The 16,646-nt window shown below is 69.2% G+C and carries 19 protein-coding genes; 1 reads left to right on the top strand and 18 read right to left on the bottom strand.

Features of this window, described 5'->3' with window-relative positions; translation table 11 throughout:
• Positions 1 to 29 precede the first annotated feature (29 nt).
• Positions 30 to 1,067: a dihydroorotase gene (gene pyrC / locus ACLBWL_RS12720; RefSeq protein ID WP_447793588.1), complete on the bottom strand. Its 1,038-nt coding sequence runs from the start codon at positions 1,065 to 1,067 to the stop codon at positions 30 to 32.
• 91 nt (positions 1,068 to 1,158) lie between these two features.
• On the opposite strand from pyrC, the gene ygfZ reads away from it, so the two are divergent.
• Positions 1,159 to 1,905 (top strand): CAF17-like 4Fe-4S cluster assembly/insertion protein YgfZ, encoded by a 747-nt coding sequence (gene ygfZ / locus ACLBWL_RS12715; protein ID WP_447793586.1) that lies wholly within the window; start codon positions 1,159 to 1,161, stop codon positions 1,903 to 1,905.
• Positions 1,906 to 1,926: 21 nt separating this feature from the next.
• Here the strand turns inward: ygfZ and ACLBWL_RS12710 are convergent, their stop codons facing one another.
• The 17 genes from ACLBWL_RS12710 to ACLBWL_RS12630 all read right to left on the bottom strand — a co-directional run bounded on the left by ACLBWL_RS12710 (position 1,927) and on the right by ACLBWL_RS12630 (position 16,509).
• A complete protein-coding gene (locus ACLBWL_RS12710; protein WP_447793584.1) occupies positions 1,927 to 2,826 on the bottom strand; it encodes a hypothetical protein in 900 nt (299 codons plus the stop codon).
• Positions 2,827 to 3,049: 223 nt separating this feature from the next.
• On the bottom strand, positions 3,050 to 4,171 hold the full coding sequence (locus ACLBWL_RS12705; RefSeq protein WP_447793582.1) for an OmpA family protein: 1,122 nt from the start codon (positions 4,169 to 4,171) through the stop codon (positions 3,050 to 3,052).
• Between the two features lie 120 nt (positions 4,172 to 4,291).
• Positions 4,292 to 4,804 carry a DUF2793 domain-containing protein gene (locus tag ACLBWL_RS12700; RefSeq protein ID WP_447793580.1) on the bottom strand — a complete coding sequence of 171 codons (513 nt, stop codon included), beginning with the start codon at positions 4,802 to 4,804 and terminating at the stop codon, positions 4,292 to 4,294.
• Between the two features lie 56 nt (positions 4,805 to 4,860).
• Positions 4,861 to 7,056 carry a phage tail protein gene (locus ACLBWL_RS12695; RefSeq protein WP_447793578.1) on the bottom strand — a complete coding sequence of 732 codons (2,196 nt, stop codon included), beginning with the start codon at positions 7,054 to 7,056 and terminating at the stop codon, positions 4,861 to 4,863.
• A gap of 1 nt (position 7,057) precedes the next feature.
• Positions 7,058 to 7,429 carry a peptidoglycan endopeptidase gene (locus ACLBWL_RS12690; protein WP_447793577.1) on the bottom strand — a complete coding sequence of 124 codons (372 nt, stop codon included), beginning with the start codon at positions 7,427 to 7,429 and terminating at the stop codon, positions 7,058 to 7,060.
• Positions 7,426 to 8,223, bottom strand: a complete 798-nt coding sequence (locus ACLBWL_RS12685; protein WP_447793575.1) for a DUF2163 domain-containing protein — start codon at positions 8,221 to 8,223, stop codon at positions 7,426 to 7,428. Before ACLBWL_RS12685 ends, ACLBWL_RS12690 begins: the two co-directional genes overlap by 4 nt.
• A gap of 175 nt (positions 8,224 to 8,398) precedes the next feature.
• Positions 8,399 to 10,675 carry a DUF2460 domain-containing protein gene (locus ACLBWL_RS12680; RefSeq protein WP_447793573.1) on the bottom strand — a complete coding sequence of 759 codons (2,277 nt, stop codon included), beginning with the start codon at positions 10,673 to 10,675 and terminating at the stop codon, positions 8,399 to 8,401.
• A gap of 164 nt (positions 10,676 to 10,839) precedes the next feature.
• Positions 10,840 to 11,397: a tail tape measure protein gene (locus ACLBWL_RS12675; protein ID WP_447793571.1), complete on the bottom strand. Its 558-nt coding sequence runs from the start codon at positions 11,395 to 11,397 to the stop codon at positions 10,840 to 10,842.
• Positions 11,390 to 11,533: a phage tail assembly chaperone gene (locus ACLBWL_RS12670; protein ID WP_447794388.1), complete on the bottom strand. Its 144-nt coding sequence runs from the start codon at positions 11,531 to 11,533 to the stop codon at positions 11,390 to 11,392. Before ACLBWL_RS12670 ends, ACLBWL_RS12675 begins: the two co-directional genes overlap by 8 nt.
• A gap of 44 nt (positions 11,534 to 11,577) precedes the next feature.
• Positions 11,578 to 11,892: a gene transfer agent family protein gene (locus tag ACLBWL_RS12665; RefSeq protein ID WP_447793569.1), complete on the bottom strand. Its 315-nt coding sequence runs from the start codon at positions 11,890 to 11,892 to the stop codon at positions 11,578 to 11,580.
• A gap of 172 nt (positions 11,893 to 12,064) precedes the next feature.
• Positions 12,065 to 12,472: a phage major tail protein, TP901-1 family gene (locus tag ACLBWL_RS12660; RefSeq protein ID WP_131587279.1), complete on the bottom strand. Its 408-nt coding sequence runs from the start codon at positions 12,470 to 12,472 to the stop codon at positions 12,065 to 12,067.
• 70 nt (positions 12,473 to 12,542) lie between these two features.
• A complete protein-coding gene (locus ACLBWL_RS12655) occupies positions 12,543 to 12,926 on the bottom strand; it encodes a DUF3168 domain-containing protein (protein ID WP_447793567.1) in 384 nt (127 codons plus the stop codon).
• Positions 12,923 to 13,471 (bottom strand): head-tail connector protein, encoded by a 549-nt coding sequence (locus ACLBWL_RS12650; protein WP_447793565.1) that lies wholly within the window; start codon positions 13,469 to 13,471, stop codon positions 12,923 to 12,925. The genes ACLBWL_RS12655 and ACLBWL_RS12650 overlap by 4 nt, the downstream gene beginning before the upstream one ends.
• A gap of 130 nt (positions 13,472 to 13,601) precedes the next feature.
• Positions 13,602 to 14,603, bottom strand: coding sequence for a phage major capsid protein (locus tag ACLBWL_RS12645; RefSeq protein WP_447793564.1), 1,002 nt, complete (start codon positions 14,601 to 14,603; stop codon positions 13,602 to 13,604).
• 126 nt (positions 14,604 to 14,729) lie between these two features.
• The gene (locus ACLBWL_RS12640; protein ID WP_447793562.1) at positions 14,730 to 15,107 is read right to left on the bottom strand and encodes an HK97 family phage prohead protease; all 378 of its coding nucleotides are present in this window, start codon (positions 15,105 to 15,107) and stop codon (positions 14,730 to 14,732) included.
• A complete protein-coding gene (locus ACLBWL_RS12635; RefSeq protein WP_447793560.1) occupies positions 15,095 to 15,400 on the bottom strand; it encodes a DUF6127 family protein in 306 nt (101 codons plus the stop codon). The genes ACLBWL_RS12640 and ACLBWL_RS12635 overlap by 13 nt, the downstream gene beginning before the upstream one ends.
• Complete coding sequence (locus ACLBWL_RS12630) at positions 15,400 to 16,509, bottom strand: phage portal protein (protein WP_447793558.1); 1,110 nt, start codon at positions 16,507 to 16,509, stop codon at positions 15,400 to 15,402. The genes ACLBWL_RS12635 and ACLBWL_RS12630 overlap by 1 nt, the downstream gene beginning before the upstream one ends.
• Positions 16,510 to 16,646: the final 137 nt, after the last annotated feature.

The following is a 16,646-nucleotide window of genomic DNA, read 5'->3' as shown; positions in this document are numbered from 1 at the left end:
GGGACGCGCATGCTGCTAAGGGCTGCAAATCACCCCTCGAATCGCCACCCGACCGTCGTCCCCGCCAGGAACGGCACCACCGCCGTCGCGCCCTCGCCGATCGACGCCGGCACCTCGACCGCATCGCGCACCAGCGTCACCGTGCCGTCGTTCAGCGGCAGCCCGTAGAACCGCGCGCCATGCTCGGATGCGAACGCTTCTAACTTGTCGATCGCGCCCTCTTCCTCGAACACGCGCAGATACGCCTCGAGCGCGAACGGCGCGTTGAAGATCCCCGCGCACCCGCACCCCGATTCCTTCGCGCCGACGACATGCGGCGCGCTGTCGGTGCCGAGGAAGAACCGCGGCGATCCCGACACCGCCGCCTTGCGGACCGCGAGGCGGTGCGTCTCGCGCTTGAGCACCGGCAGGCAATAGGCATGCGGCCTGAGCCCGCCGTCGAACAGCGCGTTGCGGTTGATCAGCAGATGCTGCGGCGTGATCGTCGCGGCGATCGGGTGCGAGGCTTCGGTGACGAACGCCGCGGCCTCGGCGGTGGTGATGTGCTCGAGCACGATCTTCAAACCGGGATAGTCGCGCGTCAGCGGCGTCAGCACGCGCTCGACGAACACCGCCTCGCGGTCGAAGATGTCGATCGACTTGTCGGTCACCTCGCCGTGGATCAACAGCGGCATGCCGATTCGCTGCAACGTCTCCAGCACCCCGGTCAGCGCGCGGATATCGGTGACGCCGTGCGCCGAGTTGGTCGTCGCATGCGCAGGGTACAGCTTGCACGCCGCGAACACGCCCTCGGCATAGCCGCGCTCGATCTCCGCCGGGTCGGTACCGTCGGTCAGGTAACACGTCATCAGCGGGGTGAAACCGATGTCTCCGCCGAGCGCCGCCATGATCCGCTCGCGATACGCCTTGGCCGCGTCGATCGTCGTCACCGGCGGGGTCAGGTTCGGCATGATGATCGCCCGCGCGAACTGCCGCGCGGTGTGGTGCGCGACCGCCTCGAGCATCGCGCCGTCGCGCAGGTGGACGTGCCAGTCGTCGGGGCGGCGGATCGTGAGGCGCTCGGTCATGCGCCCCTCCTATCCGCGCGACCGCGTCGGCGCCATATCCCTGTAGTGCGATCCAGCTTGGAAATCGCCGTCCGCGCACTAGGTGGTGGCTATGGACCAGCAATTTTCCGCAACGATGCTCGCCGATCGCAGCGTGATCCGCGTCGCCGGCGACGACGTGCGCGGCTTCCTGCAGGGACTCGTCACCGCCGATACCGCGGCGCTCACGCCCGACGCCCCCGCCTGGGCCGCGCTGCTCTCGCCGCAGGGCAAGGCGCTGTTCGACTTCATCCTCTGGGCCGACGGCGATGCGGTGCTGATCGATGCCGAGGCGACGCAGGCTGAGGCGCTCGCGAAACGCCTGTCGATGTACCGACTGCGTCGCGCGATCACGATCCAGCCCGATGACCGCAAGGTGCATTGGTCGGCGGATTGGCCCGGGGATGGCCCAGGCATCCCCGACCCGCGTCTCGCCGCACTCGGCCGGCGCTGGCTCGCCCCGGCGTCCGAACCCGCGCGCGACTGGCACGCACATCGCCTGTCGCTGGGCGTCGCCGAGGGCGTCGGCGAGCTCGGCGCAGGCGAAACCTTGTGGCTCGAATGCAACGCCCGCGAACTGAACGGCGTCAGCTTCACCAAGGGGTGTTACGTCGGGCAGGAGAACACCGCGCGGATGCATCACCGCGCCAAGGTCAACCGTCGCCTCGTCGTCGCACCGCTCACCGAAACCGGACCGCGCACCCGCGCCGCGTATCCGGAACTCGGCCTGATGGTCGAGCACCGCCGCATCGACGCGCTCGGCGACGCGATCGTCCCGGATTGGCTGGTCACGGCGCTGGCGGACACCGCCTCGGACTGAAGACCGACCGACGGCGCGCGGTCACTTCGCCTTCGACGGCGTGATCTCGCTGCCCTTGACCCGCCACACGCGCTTGTCCGGCGTCGCGACGAACACCGGCATGTGCAGGCTGTACGAGGCGAACACATGGATCTCGGTCGGGACGGGATCGAGCAGATGATTGACCACGAACCCGATCGGCGTCGCGCCCGGCGGCAGCTTCGGCGCGGTCATGGCGAGGCAGCCGAGCGTGTAGGGGCGTGATGCCACCACTCTGCCATCGCGATCGACGAGCACGCGGTAATGGCCGCCCATGGGAAATGTCGCCGCCTCCTTCTGCGCCGACAGCAGGTAGACCGCGATCACCCCGTCGTTTTGCGGCGGGAGCACGACGCTGTTGAACGGCAACGGCGTGCAGGGCTTGTACCCGCGCGCGACGACCGTCTGTGTCGCCACCTCGCGGGCGCGCACCAGCAGGGCCTGCGCGGGTGTCAGCGCGGCCGGTCGCACGAGGACCTCCTGCGACACGACCTTCCCGCCGCGCACGTCCGCCACGAAGAACGCCTGCGCCGCCGCGCCCGCCCCGCGGTAATAGGTCACGTGCAACGTCCGCGGATCGGGCTGCTCGACGACATACCCGCCTGCACCGTGAAGTTCGGTTTTCGAGATCGCGGCGGTCAAAGCATCCGAGCTGACCCACGCCGCGCGATCGAACGTATAGAGCAGCGATCCGAGCCTTGCCGCCTGCGCGATACGCTGAGCGTCGGACGGCCCGCCCGCAGTGGGGCCGCTCGGCGTTGGGCTGCTCGGGGTGGGCGGCGATGCTACCGACCCGGCAGATGACGACTCGTTTTGCTGGGGCACGCCGGGTTCGCGAGGAGCGGTCGCCCCTTGGAGAATGGCGGCACCGATCGTCAGGATATGCGCGATGACCAATGTCATGTTCCCCAGGGCGAAGCGCCATGCTGGACGCTACAACGGCGACAGGCAAGGCCACGCCAATCGGGCCCAAGCTCGTCTCGATCAAAGCCGTCTCGATCAAGCCCCCGGTCCAAGCCCCGAGCTGCTGCACACCGCCCGCGCACAAAAGAAAAGGGAGGCCGGCTTGCGCCGACCTCCCCGATCTTCGTTCCGTAGCCGACCCGAGGGTCGACTGGCGAAAGTCTTACTGGCCCGAACCCGGACCGTAGGTGACTTCCACGCGACGGTTCTGCACTTCGCGAACGCCATCGGCGGTCTCGACGCGCGGACGGGTCTCGCCGAACGCTTCCGTCGAGATGACACCCTCTGGGATGGCATGCGACGACAGGTACGCCTTGGCGGCGTCTGCACGACGCTGCGAGAGACCGACGTTGTACGATGCTGCACCCGACTTGTCGGTGAAGCCTGCGATCATGACCTGGGCATTGCCGCACGACTGGTACTGCGTGACGGCGTTGTCGAGGATCGATGCTGCCTCTGGCGTGATGTCCGACTTGTCCCATTCGAAGAACACGATGAACGGACCAGGCGAGCAGACGACTTCTGCTGGCGGCGGCGGCGGCGGCGGAGCAACTGGCTCCGGCGGCGGCGGCGGAGGAGGAGCAACCGGCTCGGCAGGCGAACCGAAGTTGTACGTCAGGCCACCGAGGATGCTGTGCGAGCGGTAACGACCGTCGAACACGCGGTTCGACACGTCGACCAGCTTGACGTTCTCGGCATTGAAGAAGCGATACTTCAACGTTGCGTCGACGTGGTTGCTGAGCGGTGCACGGATACCGGCAAGACCCTGATACGCGAACACGGTGTCCGAGTCGTTCAGGAAGTCGCCACCGTTGCTGAGGCCGTACTTGGCCTTGACGCGAGCGACACCGACGCCGCCGCCGACGAAGCCCTGGATGCCATCGTCCGGACCGAAGTCCAGCAGGCCGTTCAGCATGAAGCTGAGCGCCGACGACGAACCACCAGCCGAGTCGTAGCTGCCAGCGGGGGCATTGCCGCGAACGCCGGCCGACGTGAACGTCGGCGTGGTCGTGGACGACGTGTAGCCGTCAACTGTTGCACGACGATAACCGACTTCGGTTTCCACACGGAAACCACCAAAGTCGTAACCCATCACGCCATCGACGTCATAACCGTAGTTATGATCGACCGAGCCGGCGCTCTTCAGGTTACCGATGTCATAGTTGATATCTTCAACGATCATCGCACCGCCTTCGGCGCCAACGTACCACGACTTGTCGCGGGCGAGGGCGGGAGTGGCGAGTGCGGTGGAGGCGAGTGCCAGAACGACGGCAAGCTTCCGCATACTAAATCCCCTTTCATGAGTGTCACACGGACATCGCAAACTCCCTATCCTCGGGCTTGTTTCCACGCAAGCGAACAAAAGTTCCCACTGTGGCAGGAACGACACAGTTTTCGCCGTGTTTCAGGAAGATATCAGCCCGTGGCCGCGCAAAGCGTCCAGGATGGCCACGATCGCGCTTCTCGCGTCGCTATCTGCGGGCGTGGCGCCGGCGAGCAGCGCAGGCGGATTCGCGATCGCCGGACGCCGTGCACCGACCACGATCTGCCCGCCGATCGTCACGTTGGTGCCCGACATGACGCCGCTTACCCAGGTTCCCGCACTGAACCGCACGATGTGTCGGTCGCCGCCATGCCACACCATCATTCCCTCGCGCGGCACGACGAATCGCCAGCCGCTGGCCGTCCAGGCCGCAAGCGCGAAAGCGTGGCCGGCCCAGTCGCCGGTCGGCGCCGCACCGAGGATCCATGCCGCCCCTTGTTCCGGGTCGGCCGGCGGTACCGTCGCGCCGACGCCAATGACGGTCGCCTGCACCGCGATATCGAGGATCGCCAGCGCCTCGTTGTGCGTCGTTTCCTTCTGCGCCTGCCCCGGTTGCAGCAGCGGCAGCGAAAGCCGCGATGTCGTGTCGCTCATGGTCCACTCCCCCATCGTTCCAATTCTCGGTCTTTCAAATTCTCGGTCGTTCGACTTCAAACCGGTATCGTCAGGTGCGCTGCCTGCGATTCGCCGAAGATGCCGCGCTGCGAAATCGTCACGGCGATCGCGCCGGTGGCTAGGTCTGCAGCGGCCAGGTCTGCAGCGGCCAGGTCTGCAGCAGTCAGCCTGACGAACGCCGCCGCCGTCTCGACGGTTCGTTCCACGCCACCCGCGCCGATCGAAACCCGGTACGCTTCGCTTTCCTCGGCAAGCGGCGCATCCACCCCGTCGATCCAGCGCCACCCGGCGCGGCTGCGGCGAACCCATCGCACCGTCGCGCCGCCGTCGCCGTCACGCGTGAAAGTGACGTGGACCGGCGAAGGCGGCACGACCGAGGCGCCGCGGATCACGCAGCGCATCTCGACCGGGCTCACATCGCCGACCCCCGACGCCATCACCCGCACCTCGCGGCCCAGCACCGACAACGGCAGGTCGATCGTCCGCGCGGCATCCGCCTCCAACAGCACGAACCGATCGCCCGCGACTTGGCGGCTCGCCGCCTCGGTGCCCCGCCGCCCCCGCAACAGCGTCCGCAGCCGCCATCGTCCCCCGCCGAGCGGCTCGGCCCGCCCGAACTGCACCAGTTCGTCGCCGATCAGCGCGAGATTGCTCCCCCGGTCCAGCGCGTCCGCATCGGCATCGGCCAGCATCATGGCGGGATGCGCGAGCCGCACGTCGAACGCACCACGCCGGTCGTCCATCGTCGCCGGCCCGCCCGCCACCACCGCCTCGACCACACCGATCACACCCGGTGCCGCGCTCGCGCCCGCCGCCGTCCAGCTCACGCCGTCGTCGACGCTGTAGAGCAAAGCCGCCTGCCGCCACCCCGCCCCCGCGCCCGCCGCGACCACCGTCATCCGCGGCATCGACAACGGCGCATCGTCGAGCCCCGGTATCTCGAACGCCTGGAGGATCGTCGCGCCGACCACCGCATCGACCGCGCCGAGGACTCGGCCGCTGGTCGCGCTCGCCGGGATCGAAGCGGTGGTCAGCGGCACCAGACCAAGAGTCGTCACCATCCCCTCGATCGCGGTGTCGGTCACCCGCCAGACGCCGGTCTCGCCCGCGATCGTGACGCAAGCGCCCGGCGCGATCGCCATCGCCGCGAACCCGGCCGTCACGGTTCGCCGCACGCGCCCCGCCTCGGCGCGCGCCAGCATCGCCTCCGCCACCGTCTTCGCCGCGCCCGCGTCCAGCACCGCCGGCACCTCGACCCGCTCGTCGCGTACGCCCGCGCCCGGCCGCCGCGCGCGCTGCACGCCGGTCTGATAGTCGCGCGCCGCGTCGTAATAGCCGAGCGTCACGGTCCGCGGGACCGTCTCGATCGCGGCGACCGCGCGCGTCCGCCGCACGCCCCCGTCGCCGACCGCAAACTTGTCGCCGACCGCGAAACCCTCGTCCGCGACCTGCACGACAGTCGCCGCCGCATCGCGCATCGCCAGCCCGTCGCCGACCGGTGAGAACCACGCCCCGCTCGCCTGTCCGAGCAGGTCCAGCACCGCACGGACGCTGCCACCGGACGCAGCGAACCCACCGACCGACAACGCAGCACTGCCGGATACCTCGCCCGCCAGCGCCCGAGCGATCGTCGACACCAGCACCGCGCCCTGATCCGCGATCACCTCGAACGTCAGCGACGGGATCCGATTCCCGAAATCCGCCAACTGCAACATCTCGAACACCGCATACGCCGCGCCGCGATAGGCCGGCGTCGCGCCGCCTTCCGCCGACGCGATCAGCGGATCGACCGCCTGGTCCTCGCCGCCGAGATGCAGCCGGAACCCCGTCGCGGTCTTGAAATCGCCGCCCGCCCCGCGCAGCAATTTCCCCTCCGCCCAGATCCGCCCCACCCCCAGCACCGCGCGCGCCGACAGCAGCACCGCGAACGACGCCGCATAGGAATAGGTCGAGGTGCTCGGCTGCCCCTTGCCGCCCCGCGACGTCGACCGGCTCTCGATCAGGTCGGTCGCCCAGATCACCGTCCCCGCCACGCGCAGGGTGCCGAACAGCTTGGGGATCTGGTTCCCGTACGACGAGGTCTGCACCGCCAGCTCGACCAGCCGCGGGCCCTGGCGCCGTTTCGGCGAGAACAGCGCGTGATCGACCGATTGCCCGATCAGCGCGCCGATCGCGCCGCCGATCGGTCCGCCCACCGCGGTGCCCACCGCCGTCAGGATCAAGGTCGCCATGTCACGTCTCCATCCGCCAGACACCGATCAGGGGCCAGGGCGGCATCCCCGGTCGGTCCACCACGCGCCGCAACCCCGCATCCGCATGCACGAAGCCGCCCGCGGTCCTGATCCCGAGATGAAACTGCCCCGGCCCGACCGCCATCAGCAGCACGTCGCCGGGCTCCGCCACCGCCACCCGCACCAGCATCCGGTCGAGCATCGCCACGTCGCCGCCACGCAGCGCATAACCGGTCGGCACCACGCCGCGGTGGCCCCCCGCCCGCAACGCCAACGCCACCAGCCCGACGCAATCGAGCCCGTCCGCGCCGCGCCCGTGCAACCGGAACCGCGTCCCCACCGCGCGCAGGGCAGCCGCCGCGACGACGCTCACGCGCCCGGATACCGCGTGAGCAGGTCGATCCCCGGCAGATGCGGTTCGCCGCGAAAGTTGGCCGCGTTGCCGAACCGCCCGGCACAGGTGGCCAGACTCTTGTCGCACCCCTCGACCACCTCAACCAACGCGCCCGCCTCGACCACGAAGGTCGGTACCGCCCGGAGCGTCACCTCCGCGCCGTCAGCCACCGCGATCGCACTCTCCAGCCCGCCGTTCGCGCCCCCGAACCAGCGCACCAGCCCGCCACCGAGCGCGGCCGTCGCAAGATCGAGCGTCACCACCGGCCCGACGCACGCCACCACCCGCGCGAACCTTCGCCGCCCCGCCATCGCCACCCGACAGCGCCGATCGCCCAGCTCCGCGCGACATTCGGGCGACGTCTCCTCGACCACCGGCCGATCCAGCCCCGCGCTGCTCCCCCGCAATTCCGCGGTAAAGCCGGTGTCGCCCAGCTCGACCGCGCCGATCACCCCGCTCCCCAGATCGACGCGCGCGACCGGATCGGTCCAGTCGACCGCGAACAGCGCGACGCGCGCGCCATCCCAGCGCCCGGCCAGCAGATCGCGCTCGTCGATCGCCGCACTCGTCAGCGCGCCCGCGACATCCATCGTGTCCGCCTCCAGCCCCGCGGAGCGCTCGATCGCCGACGGAGTCATCCCCGGCGCGGCGCGGTGCACCAGCCCGTCGACCACCAGATCGCGGTCATGCGCGGTCAACCCGATCGCCACCCCATCCCGCCGCTCGATCCGCCAGCACACCGCAATCGTCGCCAGCTCGGCATCCAGAAACATAAGAGTCTCCTTCCAAAGGAATTCCCTCTCCCCGCCGGGGAGAGGGAGGGGCCCGCGCGCCCTTGCGCGTGGGAGGGAGAGGGGCGTGAGGCTCGGGACATCCGCCCCAACCACCCCTCACCCTCCCGTCGCAAGCGGCTCCTCCCTCCCTCTCCCCGGCGGGGAGAGGGAAAGATCAAGCCTCGCGCACCTCGACTAGGGGCACGCTCGCCGCGACCCCCGCCAGGAACGTCGCCCGTGCCACGCTCAATCGATCCTCGGCAAACCGCACCGGCACATCGAACACGAACCCGGCGGTCACCGCCGCGCCGAGGGCAGGCGCCACATCCAGCACCACCCACCCGCCAGCCTCGACCGCGAACGCGTTCGTCCCGACCCCGTCGACGCTCACCGAAACGCTGCCCGCCACCGGCCGCGTGATCCGCCGGGCGGCGCGCTCGTACCATTTCACCAGCGCGAACCGCCGCGCGACACCGTCCCCGGTCCCGATCGCCTGCCCCCCAGCCGCGAAGTCGAACGGATCGCGCAACCGAAACGCGCGCGCCGCCCCCATCCGCGCCCGAAAGAACGCGAGCAGCACGCCGATATCCGCCTCGCTCCGCAACCCCGGCCCGACATCGTACGACGTCCGCGCCTCCGCCCACGCGGCATTGCGCGCCTCGCGACCGCCCGCGCTCGTCAGGATCGCGGTCGAAAACCCCGGCGCCACCTCCGCCTCGCGCCCCAGCTCCAGCGGGAACAGCACGTCATCGAACGCATCCACAGGCTCGTCCTCCCCAGCAGTATCGAAATGCACGAACCCGTCCCGCATCACCTGCGGCAGCGCCCACAGGAACGTCTCCGCCACCCCGCGCCGCCGCGCGACCGCGGCCGCCGCCTCGATCAGCCCCCATTCCGCCGCCTGGTCCGGCCGCAACACGAACCCCGACAGGTAATGCTGCCGTTCGACCGGATAGCCGAGCCGCGCGAACGCCACCGCCACGCCGTCCGCAGACGACGCGCTGTCCCCCGCCGTCACCCAGTCGTAATCCTCCAGCTGCAACACATCGAACGCCGGGCTGGCCCACCCCACCGGCATGTTCGCGCGCTTGGCTTCAGGCGCGGCAGCGTCCAGCACGGTCGGCAGATACGTCAGCAGATGCGTGACGCACCCCGGCGCCTCGGCCTTCGCCGCCGCCACCAGCGCAGCGGTCGACGCCGCGAGACACACCCCCGCCGCATCCAAAGTCGCGATCCGCGCGGCGTTCTTGACCCCCTGGATACTGCCGATCGCCACCGGCGCGAACGCCGCCACCGCGCTCGCATCATAAATGCAGGGCCGCCCGTCGGGCATGATCCACCACCACGGCTCGCCGACCTGGAACTTCGCCGCCAGCCCCGCCGCCACCGCGATCGCCATTAAGGCCCGCGCGACCGTCTGCAGATACCCCATCGCCCCGCCATGCGCCGGCGACAGCAGCGTCGAAGGCGGCTCCCACCCGGTCAGCGCGGGCGCGCCATCCGCCGCCCGCTGCTTCCAGTCGTTCCAGCAATGCGCATCGAACAGCTCGTAGCTCAGCGACCAGATGATATCGAACCCAAGCGCCCCCGCGCGTACGGCAAAGTCCCGGTGCCACGTCGCGCACGCCGCGTTCAGCACGCCCCCCGCCGCCGAAACGTAGAACCCGTCGCCAACCCGCTCGAGCCGGAAATAATGGCTCATCCCGACATAATGCGTGATGCTCCCGCGATACCCGAGATGCAGCGCATTGCGCAGCAGCCGCGCCGGCGTCAGGTTGTAGCTGTCGTCGTACCCGCCAGCGATCCGGAACCCGTGCTCGGGCACCACCGCATCGCCGATCGCGAGCACCGCCCCCGGCCCCTCGCAGACAAGATCGGTCCATTCGACCCACCCCTCGCGCGGCGCGGCCAGCGGCACGTCGACCTTCGTATAGTCCGGCGGCACCAGCGACACGAACATCCGGTCGATATCCCCCGCCCACACCGGATCCGCATCCTCGGGCAGTTCGAACCCGCCCACCATCGCCGCGAAATCGAGCGAAACGAGCGCATCCTCCGGCGTCCCGGTCGCATAATTCCACAACCGCACATACCAGGCGCGCGCCACGCCCGCGGCATCGCGCCCTTCGATCGTCAGCGTCGGGCCGTTGATGGCATCCAGCGCCATCACGCCGCCCGACCGCCACCGAAACGCCAACCGACAGTCCCGAAAATCCCGCGACGTCTCGTATTTCAGCAACGGATGATCGAATCGATCCTCCGCCGCCCAGATCACCCCGGCCAGGTCATCCGCCTTGTAGAACACCGCATCCACCCGCAGCGACGCGGGGCCGGTCGTCACGACGGACGCCATCATCGGCCGCGGAAAATCCACCGTCCAGAACCGCGGATCGAACCGCGACAGTATCCCCTCGACCTGCACCGTCCGAGCCGAGCAAAGCCAATGCGCCATAACATCCTCCAACTTTCCCTCGCCCCTACGGGGAGAGGGAGGGGCCCGCGCGCCCTTGCGCGTGGGAGGGAGAGGGGCGTGAGGCTAGGAACGCCAATCCCAACCACCCCTCACCCTCCCGTCGCCGATGGCTCCTCCTTCCCTCTCCCCAACGGGGAGAGGGACTATTCGCTCGCCAAAGCCGCCTTGACCGCCCGCGCCAGCTGCCGGCTCGACTGCGCCAACACCCCCGGCGCATTCCCCCCGGCAGCATTCACCGTGATCGCCACCCGCACCTCGCGCACGCCGCCGCCGCCACCAGCCGCAACGACCTGCCCGCTCGAGGTAGGCACGAACACCTCCGCCCCCCGCTCCCCCACGACATACGCCCGCCCCGGCGACACCGGCCCGCCGGTCGCCCGCCCCGGCAACCCGCCAACCAGGCTGGCAAGCGCCCCACTCAGCCCACCCCCGCCGCCACCCAGCACCGACTGCACCCCAACCTTCAACGCCGCCGAAGCAATCGCATCCAGCGCCGACAGAGCGACCCCCTTCAACTCCTCGAACCCCAGTTTTCCCGAGCGAACCGCGCGCAACAGCCCCGCCTCGACGCGGAGCGAGGCCCTCTCGGCCCCGCTCCCCAGCACGCTTTCCAGTTCCTGCCGCATCGACGCGACATCGCGCGCAAACCCGGCCGTCCCCACCCGCACGCTCAGCAGCGCCGGTTCCAGATCGTCATCCATCAGGAAAAGCCCCCCTCAACCGCGCGATCGTCGAAGCATCCGGCGGCGTTTGCACGTCCCCCACCAAAGCCTCGACCACCCCCGCCAATTCCGCCGGCGTAGCCCGCCAGAACGTGTCCGGCGCCCACCTCAGCACCGCCCCCGCAAACCCCGCGAGCCGCCCGGCATTCTCCGAGAACGTCACGTCCCCGCCAGAATCTGCCGCAACAGTCCCCGCAAAACCGGCGTCACCGCGGCAAGCCCCGCCTCGACCACCGCCTCCCCCAACCGCTCGCGCGTAACCCCCTCGGGACACTCGCGCAGGCAATGCCAGAACAGCCCCACCATCTCGCCGATCCCGAGCGTTCCCTCCGCCGCACGCTCGACGAGCGCGAACAAAGGCCCCAACTCCCCCTCCGCCGCGACCAGCGCCGCAAAGCTCGGCCGAAGCACGAGCATCTCCCCCGCGACGCGAAGAGAAGCCTCCCCCCGAACCGCATTCGCCAGATCCGTCATAAAGATGTCTCCTGAAAGTCCCTCGCCCCTCCGGGGAGAGGGAGGGGCCCGCGCGCCCTTGCGCGTGGGAGGGAGAGGGGAGTGAGGCACGGAACACCCGCCCCAAAGCCCCTCACCCTCCCGTCGCAAGAGCTCCTCCTTCCCTCTCCCCGCAGGGGAGAGGGACCCCAAATCACCCAACAACAACAGCCCCGGAACTCTCCAGGCTGAGCGTGTAGGACCGCTCCCCATTGAAATCCCCGGCGTAATCCAGCCGAGACACCAGGAACTTGCCCGTCATCGTATCCCCGCCCTCGAACGCCAGCCGATAATCATCGAGCACGCCAGTCAGCGCGCTAGCCTTCACCCGCAACTCCGCCACCGACCCGGTAAAAACCCCAGCGCCGGACACCGAAACACTCCGAACCCCAGCCCCCGACAGCAACTGCCGCCACCCCCCAGAATCCTTGGTGGTAACGACGATAGCCTCCCCATTCACCGACATCTGCGTAGTCCGCAGCCCAGCGACCGTGGCATAGACCACCGGCGCCGCCCCGTTCCCCACCTTCAGCAGGAACGCACTCCCCTTCTCCACCGCCATGTCAGCTCCTTCCTTGTTTCCCCGCGAAGGCGGGGACCCAGCCTGCACCGCGTCTTCGCGGCGCAAAATTTCAACTCTCCCGGTACATCCGCACTAGAAACTCCGACGTCCCCCGCCACCGATCCCCAACCCGCAGCACGCGAGACCGCACCAGCGCCAACCGCACCACCCGCCACCCCTCGCCAAGCGCGGGATCGAGCGCCTCCAACCCCTCCTCGGCAGCCGCCAGCAAAGCCCGAACCCGAACCGGCCGCTCCCCGCCATCGAACAGCGTCAACAGAACGCGCCCCTCCCGCCCGACCCAGGTCTTCGTGCTCCAGTCCGACAACACCGGCTCGTCGACCACCGCATACGGCAGCCCCCCACGCACTGGCGGCGCGTCGAACACGCTCACCTCCAGCACGGCGTTCAACCGCGCTACCACCGCCGCCTGCAAGATCACCCGAGCACTCATGAGTGCACCGCCAAACCAAGCCGCATCCGCCGATAAGGCCGCCACAACGCCGCCACCGCCGCCGGCGGCGCCACATCGCTTTCCCGGTGGTCAAAGAGGTGCGCGACCAACATCGCCACCCCCTGCGCGATCGGCGCGGGCACCGCCTCGAAGCTCGAGGCCAGCCCCGCGGAATACGCGACAGCAACCCGCCCCGCAGAGCCGGCGGCCAGGATACGAACCCAACCAACCCCATCCGCATCGATATCGACCGCATACGCCCCGACCGCCAACACGAACGGCGCGCCGTCGGCGGGCAGCCCGGTCACCCCGGCAATCACGCTAACCGGCGCCACCACCAGCCGCTGCCACCCCGCCGCGCTGGTCACCACATCCTCGAACGGCCGCCCGATCACCGCCGCCCCCAGAAACGCCTCCCCCAGCAGCAAAGCCGTCGACGCCAACCGCGAGAGCACCTGATCCTCCCCCGTCTCCACCCGCAACAAAGCCCTCGCCGCGACGACCACCTCAGCGATCACCCCGGCCGAAATCGCCGACCCCGTCATAACGATGTCTCCAAAACTTCCCTCGCCCCTCCGGGGAGAGGGAGGGGCCCGCGCGCCCTTCGCGCGTGGGAGGGTGAGGGGAGTGAGGCACGGAACCCCCGCCCCAAACCCTTCACCCTCCCACCGAAACTCAAGCCACCGAGAACTTCATCAGCTTGATCGCCTCGGAATTCGTCACGCACCCACCGACCCGCTTGGTCGCGTAGAAGTTCACGAACGGCTTGTTCGAATACGGATCACGCAGGATCCCCGTCTCCGTCCGCTCGGCGATAATATACCCCGCGCGGAAATTCCCGAACGCGATCGCCAGCGCATTCGCCGCGATATCCGGCATGTCCTCGGCCTCCACCACCGGATACCCGAGCAACGTCGCCGGCACCCCCGCCGCCAGGCTCGGCGCCCAGACGAACGCGCCATCGGTCGTCTTGAACTTACGGATGCGCGCCAGCGTCGCCGCGTTCATGACGAAGCTCGCGCCCTGCCGATAAGGCCCCCGCAAAGACTGGACGAGATCGATCAACCGCTCCTGCGGACTCGCCGAAAAGTCCCCCGCGGTCCCGCTAGCCAGATACTGCAACGTCCCGAAAGCCCGCACCCCATCGGCGGTCGCCGCCGTCGCCGACGTCAGGAACCCCTTCGGCCGCGACACGCCCGACCCGGACACGAACGCCGCGCCCTCGGCCTTCGCGAACTCCATCGCGATCTCGCCCGCCAGCCACTCCTCCACATCGAACGCGGCATCGTCGAGCATCGCCTGGCTCGCCGAAGGATTGGCGTACAACTCCCCGGTCGGCGGCGCGATCTCGACGAACACCGGCGACGCCGTTTCCGGCCGAGCAGCATTCTCCGCCGCCCACCCGGACGGCGTACCCCCGGTCGTAACCAGCTTGCGATACCCAGCCGAGCCAACCTTCACCACATTGGCGATCGACCGGATCGGCGAAATGCCCTTCAGCAACGTATCGATCTGCGCATCGATCTCCCGCGGCACCGCAAACCCGCCAGAGTCCCCCGTAACCCCGGTAAACGCCTTCATCTCCAGCGTCGCGCCGGTCCGCACGAATCCCGCAAACGCCGCATTCACCTCAAGAGGCGCCGCCCCCTCCAAAACCGGCCGGTCAACAACACTCATGTCCATCTCCTCGCGTGAAACGAAAAGAGGCGCCCCGCAGGACGCCTCATGAAACCTTCTAAAACCCTCTCCCTTCAGGGGAGAGGAAGGGACCTGCGCGAAGCGTGGGAGGGTGAGGGCACGCCGCTAAGGAACCACCTCGACCCGCGCCAAAGCCTGCATCGGCACAGCCACCAGACTGACCTCCACCAGCTCGACCTCCAGCAACTCCCGCCGCCCCCCCTGCCGCACACGCAAAGCCCGGTACCCAACCGACAACCCAGCCACCGCCCCAGCCCGCACCAGCCGAGCCAGCTCCGAATCCGCAACCACCCCCTCGACCCGCAGCCCCCGCGCATCCTCTCGAACCGACGCGAGCAAACCAACCGCCCCCCCCCGATGCTGCCACAACAACGGCACCACGCGAGCGTCGGCAAAGGCCCCCCGCCGCACCACGTCCCCCGCACGATCCACCACATCGAACACCGCCGCATACCCGGCAAACGCGACACTCACTTCAACCACGCGGCAAACCCCAGCTTCACCGCCAGCCCGGCCAGCATCAGCGCCATCGCCAGCCGCGCGATCCACCCCGCGACCGCCTTCCACGCCGACCGCTTCGCATCCCGCCACGCCGCCAGCAGCTCGCGCAATTCGGACACATCCTCCCGAGCCCGCTCGTCGCTCAACGCCACCCGCGCCAGCGCCCGCGTCGCGCCCAGCTCCCCCGCCTCCTCCGCGATCGCGCGCAACGTCACCAGGTCCACGCCCCGCTCGCTCCCCTGCCGCATCAACTGCGCCAAAACCGCCCCGTCCATCACCCCACCTCCTCAATCTGCAGCATCGCCCGCTTCTCCGCATCACTGAGAAACGAAGCCCCGCTCACCATCCCCCAAAGCCGCTCCCGATCCTCGACCAGCGCCGGCACCCGGTCGAGATCGACCGAGATCGCCGCCCCCGCGAACCACCCCGACAACCCCTGCGCGATCCCCGTCAGCACCGCGGACGCGATCGGCAGCACCCCGACCCGCCACAGCGCGCGGTTCGCCTCGCGGTAATTGGCGTAAGAATTATCCCCCGGCAGCCCGAGCAGCATCGGCGGCACCCCGAACGCCAGCGCGATCTCGCGCGCCGCCGCCGCCTTCGTCCCCACGAAATCCATGTCCGCCGGCGACAAGCTCAACGCCTGCCACCTGAGGCCACCCTCCAGCAGCATCGGCCGCCCCGCATTCCCGGCGCCGGAGAACGACTCCTCCAGCTCCCCCTTCAACCGCGCGAACTGCTCCCCCGACAGCGCCGTACCGTCCCCAGGATCGAACACGAGAGCCCCCGAAGGCCGCGCCGCATTGTCCAACAGCGCCTTGTTCCACCGTGCCGCGGCATTGTGGATCGCCACCGCCCCCGACGCCGCGCCAAGACACCCCAATCCATAATGGTCGTCGACCGGATTGAAGCTCTTCAGATGGATCACCTCCGGCCGCACCGGGTCCGCCTGCAACCGCGTAACCCGCTCCCCGACCCGATACCGATACGCCGCCGGCCACCCGCTGGCATCGGCCTCCACCGCCACCCGCTCGGGCCGCAAAGCAAACAACTCCGCCGCGCCGCCGTCGACGTCGCGCAGCACCTGCACATAGGCGTTCCCGTGCAACAGCATCTGCGCGACGACCGTCTCGATCAGCGACTGCCCCCCGGACCGCGCCGTCACCAGCGCGATCAACGCAGGGTCCGACGCGAGCAACGGCGCCGAGCCCACCCCCTCGACCACCAGCTTCACCGCCCGCTGCACGATCGGATTGCGCAGATACCCATCGCGCACCTGCGCCTCGTACGACTGCGGCACATCCCCGAAAGCGGGCGTGCTGAGCGCCCGCGACAACACCGGCCGCGATTCCTCGCGCCCGGATTTCCACCCGAACAATTTCATGATGTTCTCCTGAAAACTGTCCCTCTCCCCGCCGGGGAGAGGGAGGGGCCCGCGCGCCCTCGCGCGTGGGAGGGTGAGGGGCGTGAGGCTAAGGACACAAATCCCAACCACCCCTCACCCTCCCGTCGCCTGCGGCT

This window comes from Sphingomonas sp. M1A8_2b (assembly GCF_053345535.1).
The sequence above is the reverse complement of the archived record's forward strand: the minus strand, read 5'-3'. Positions and strand labels throughout refer to the sequence as shown.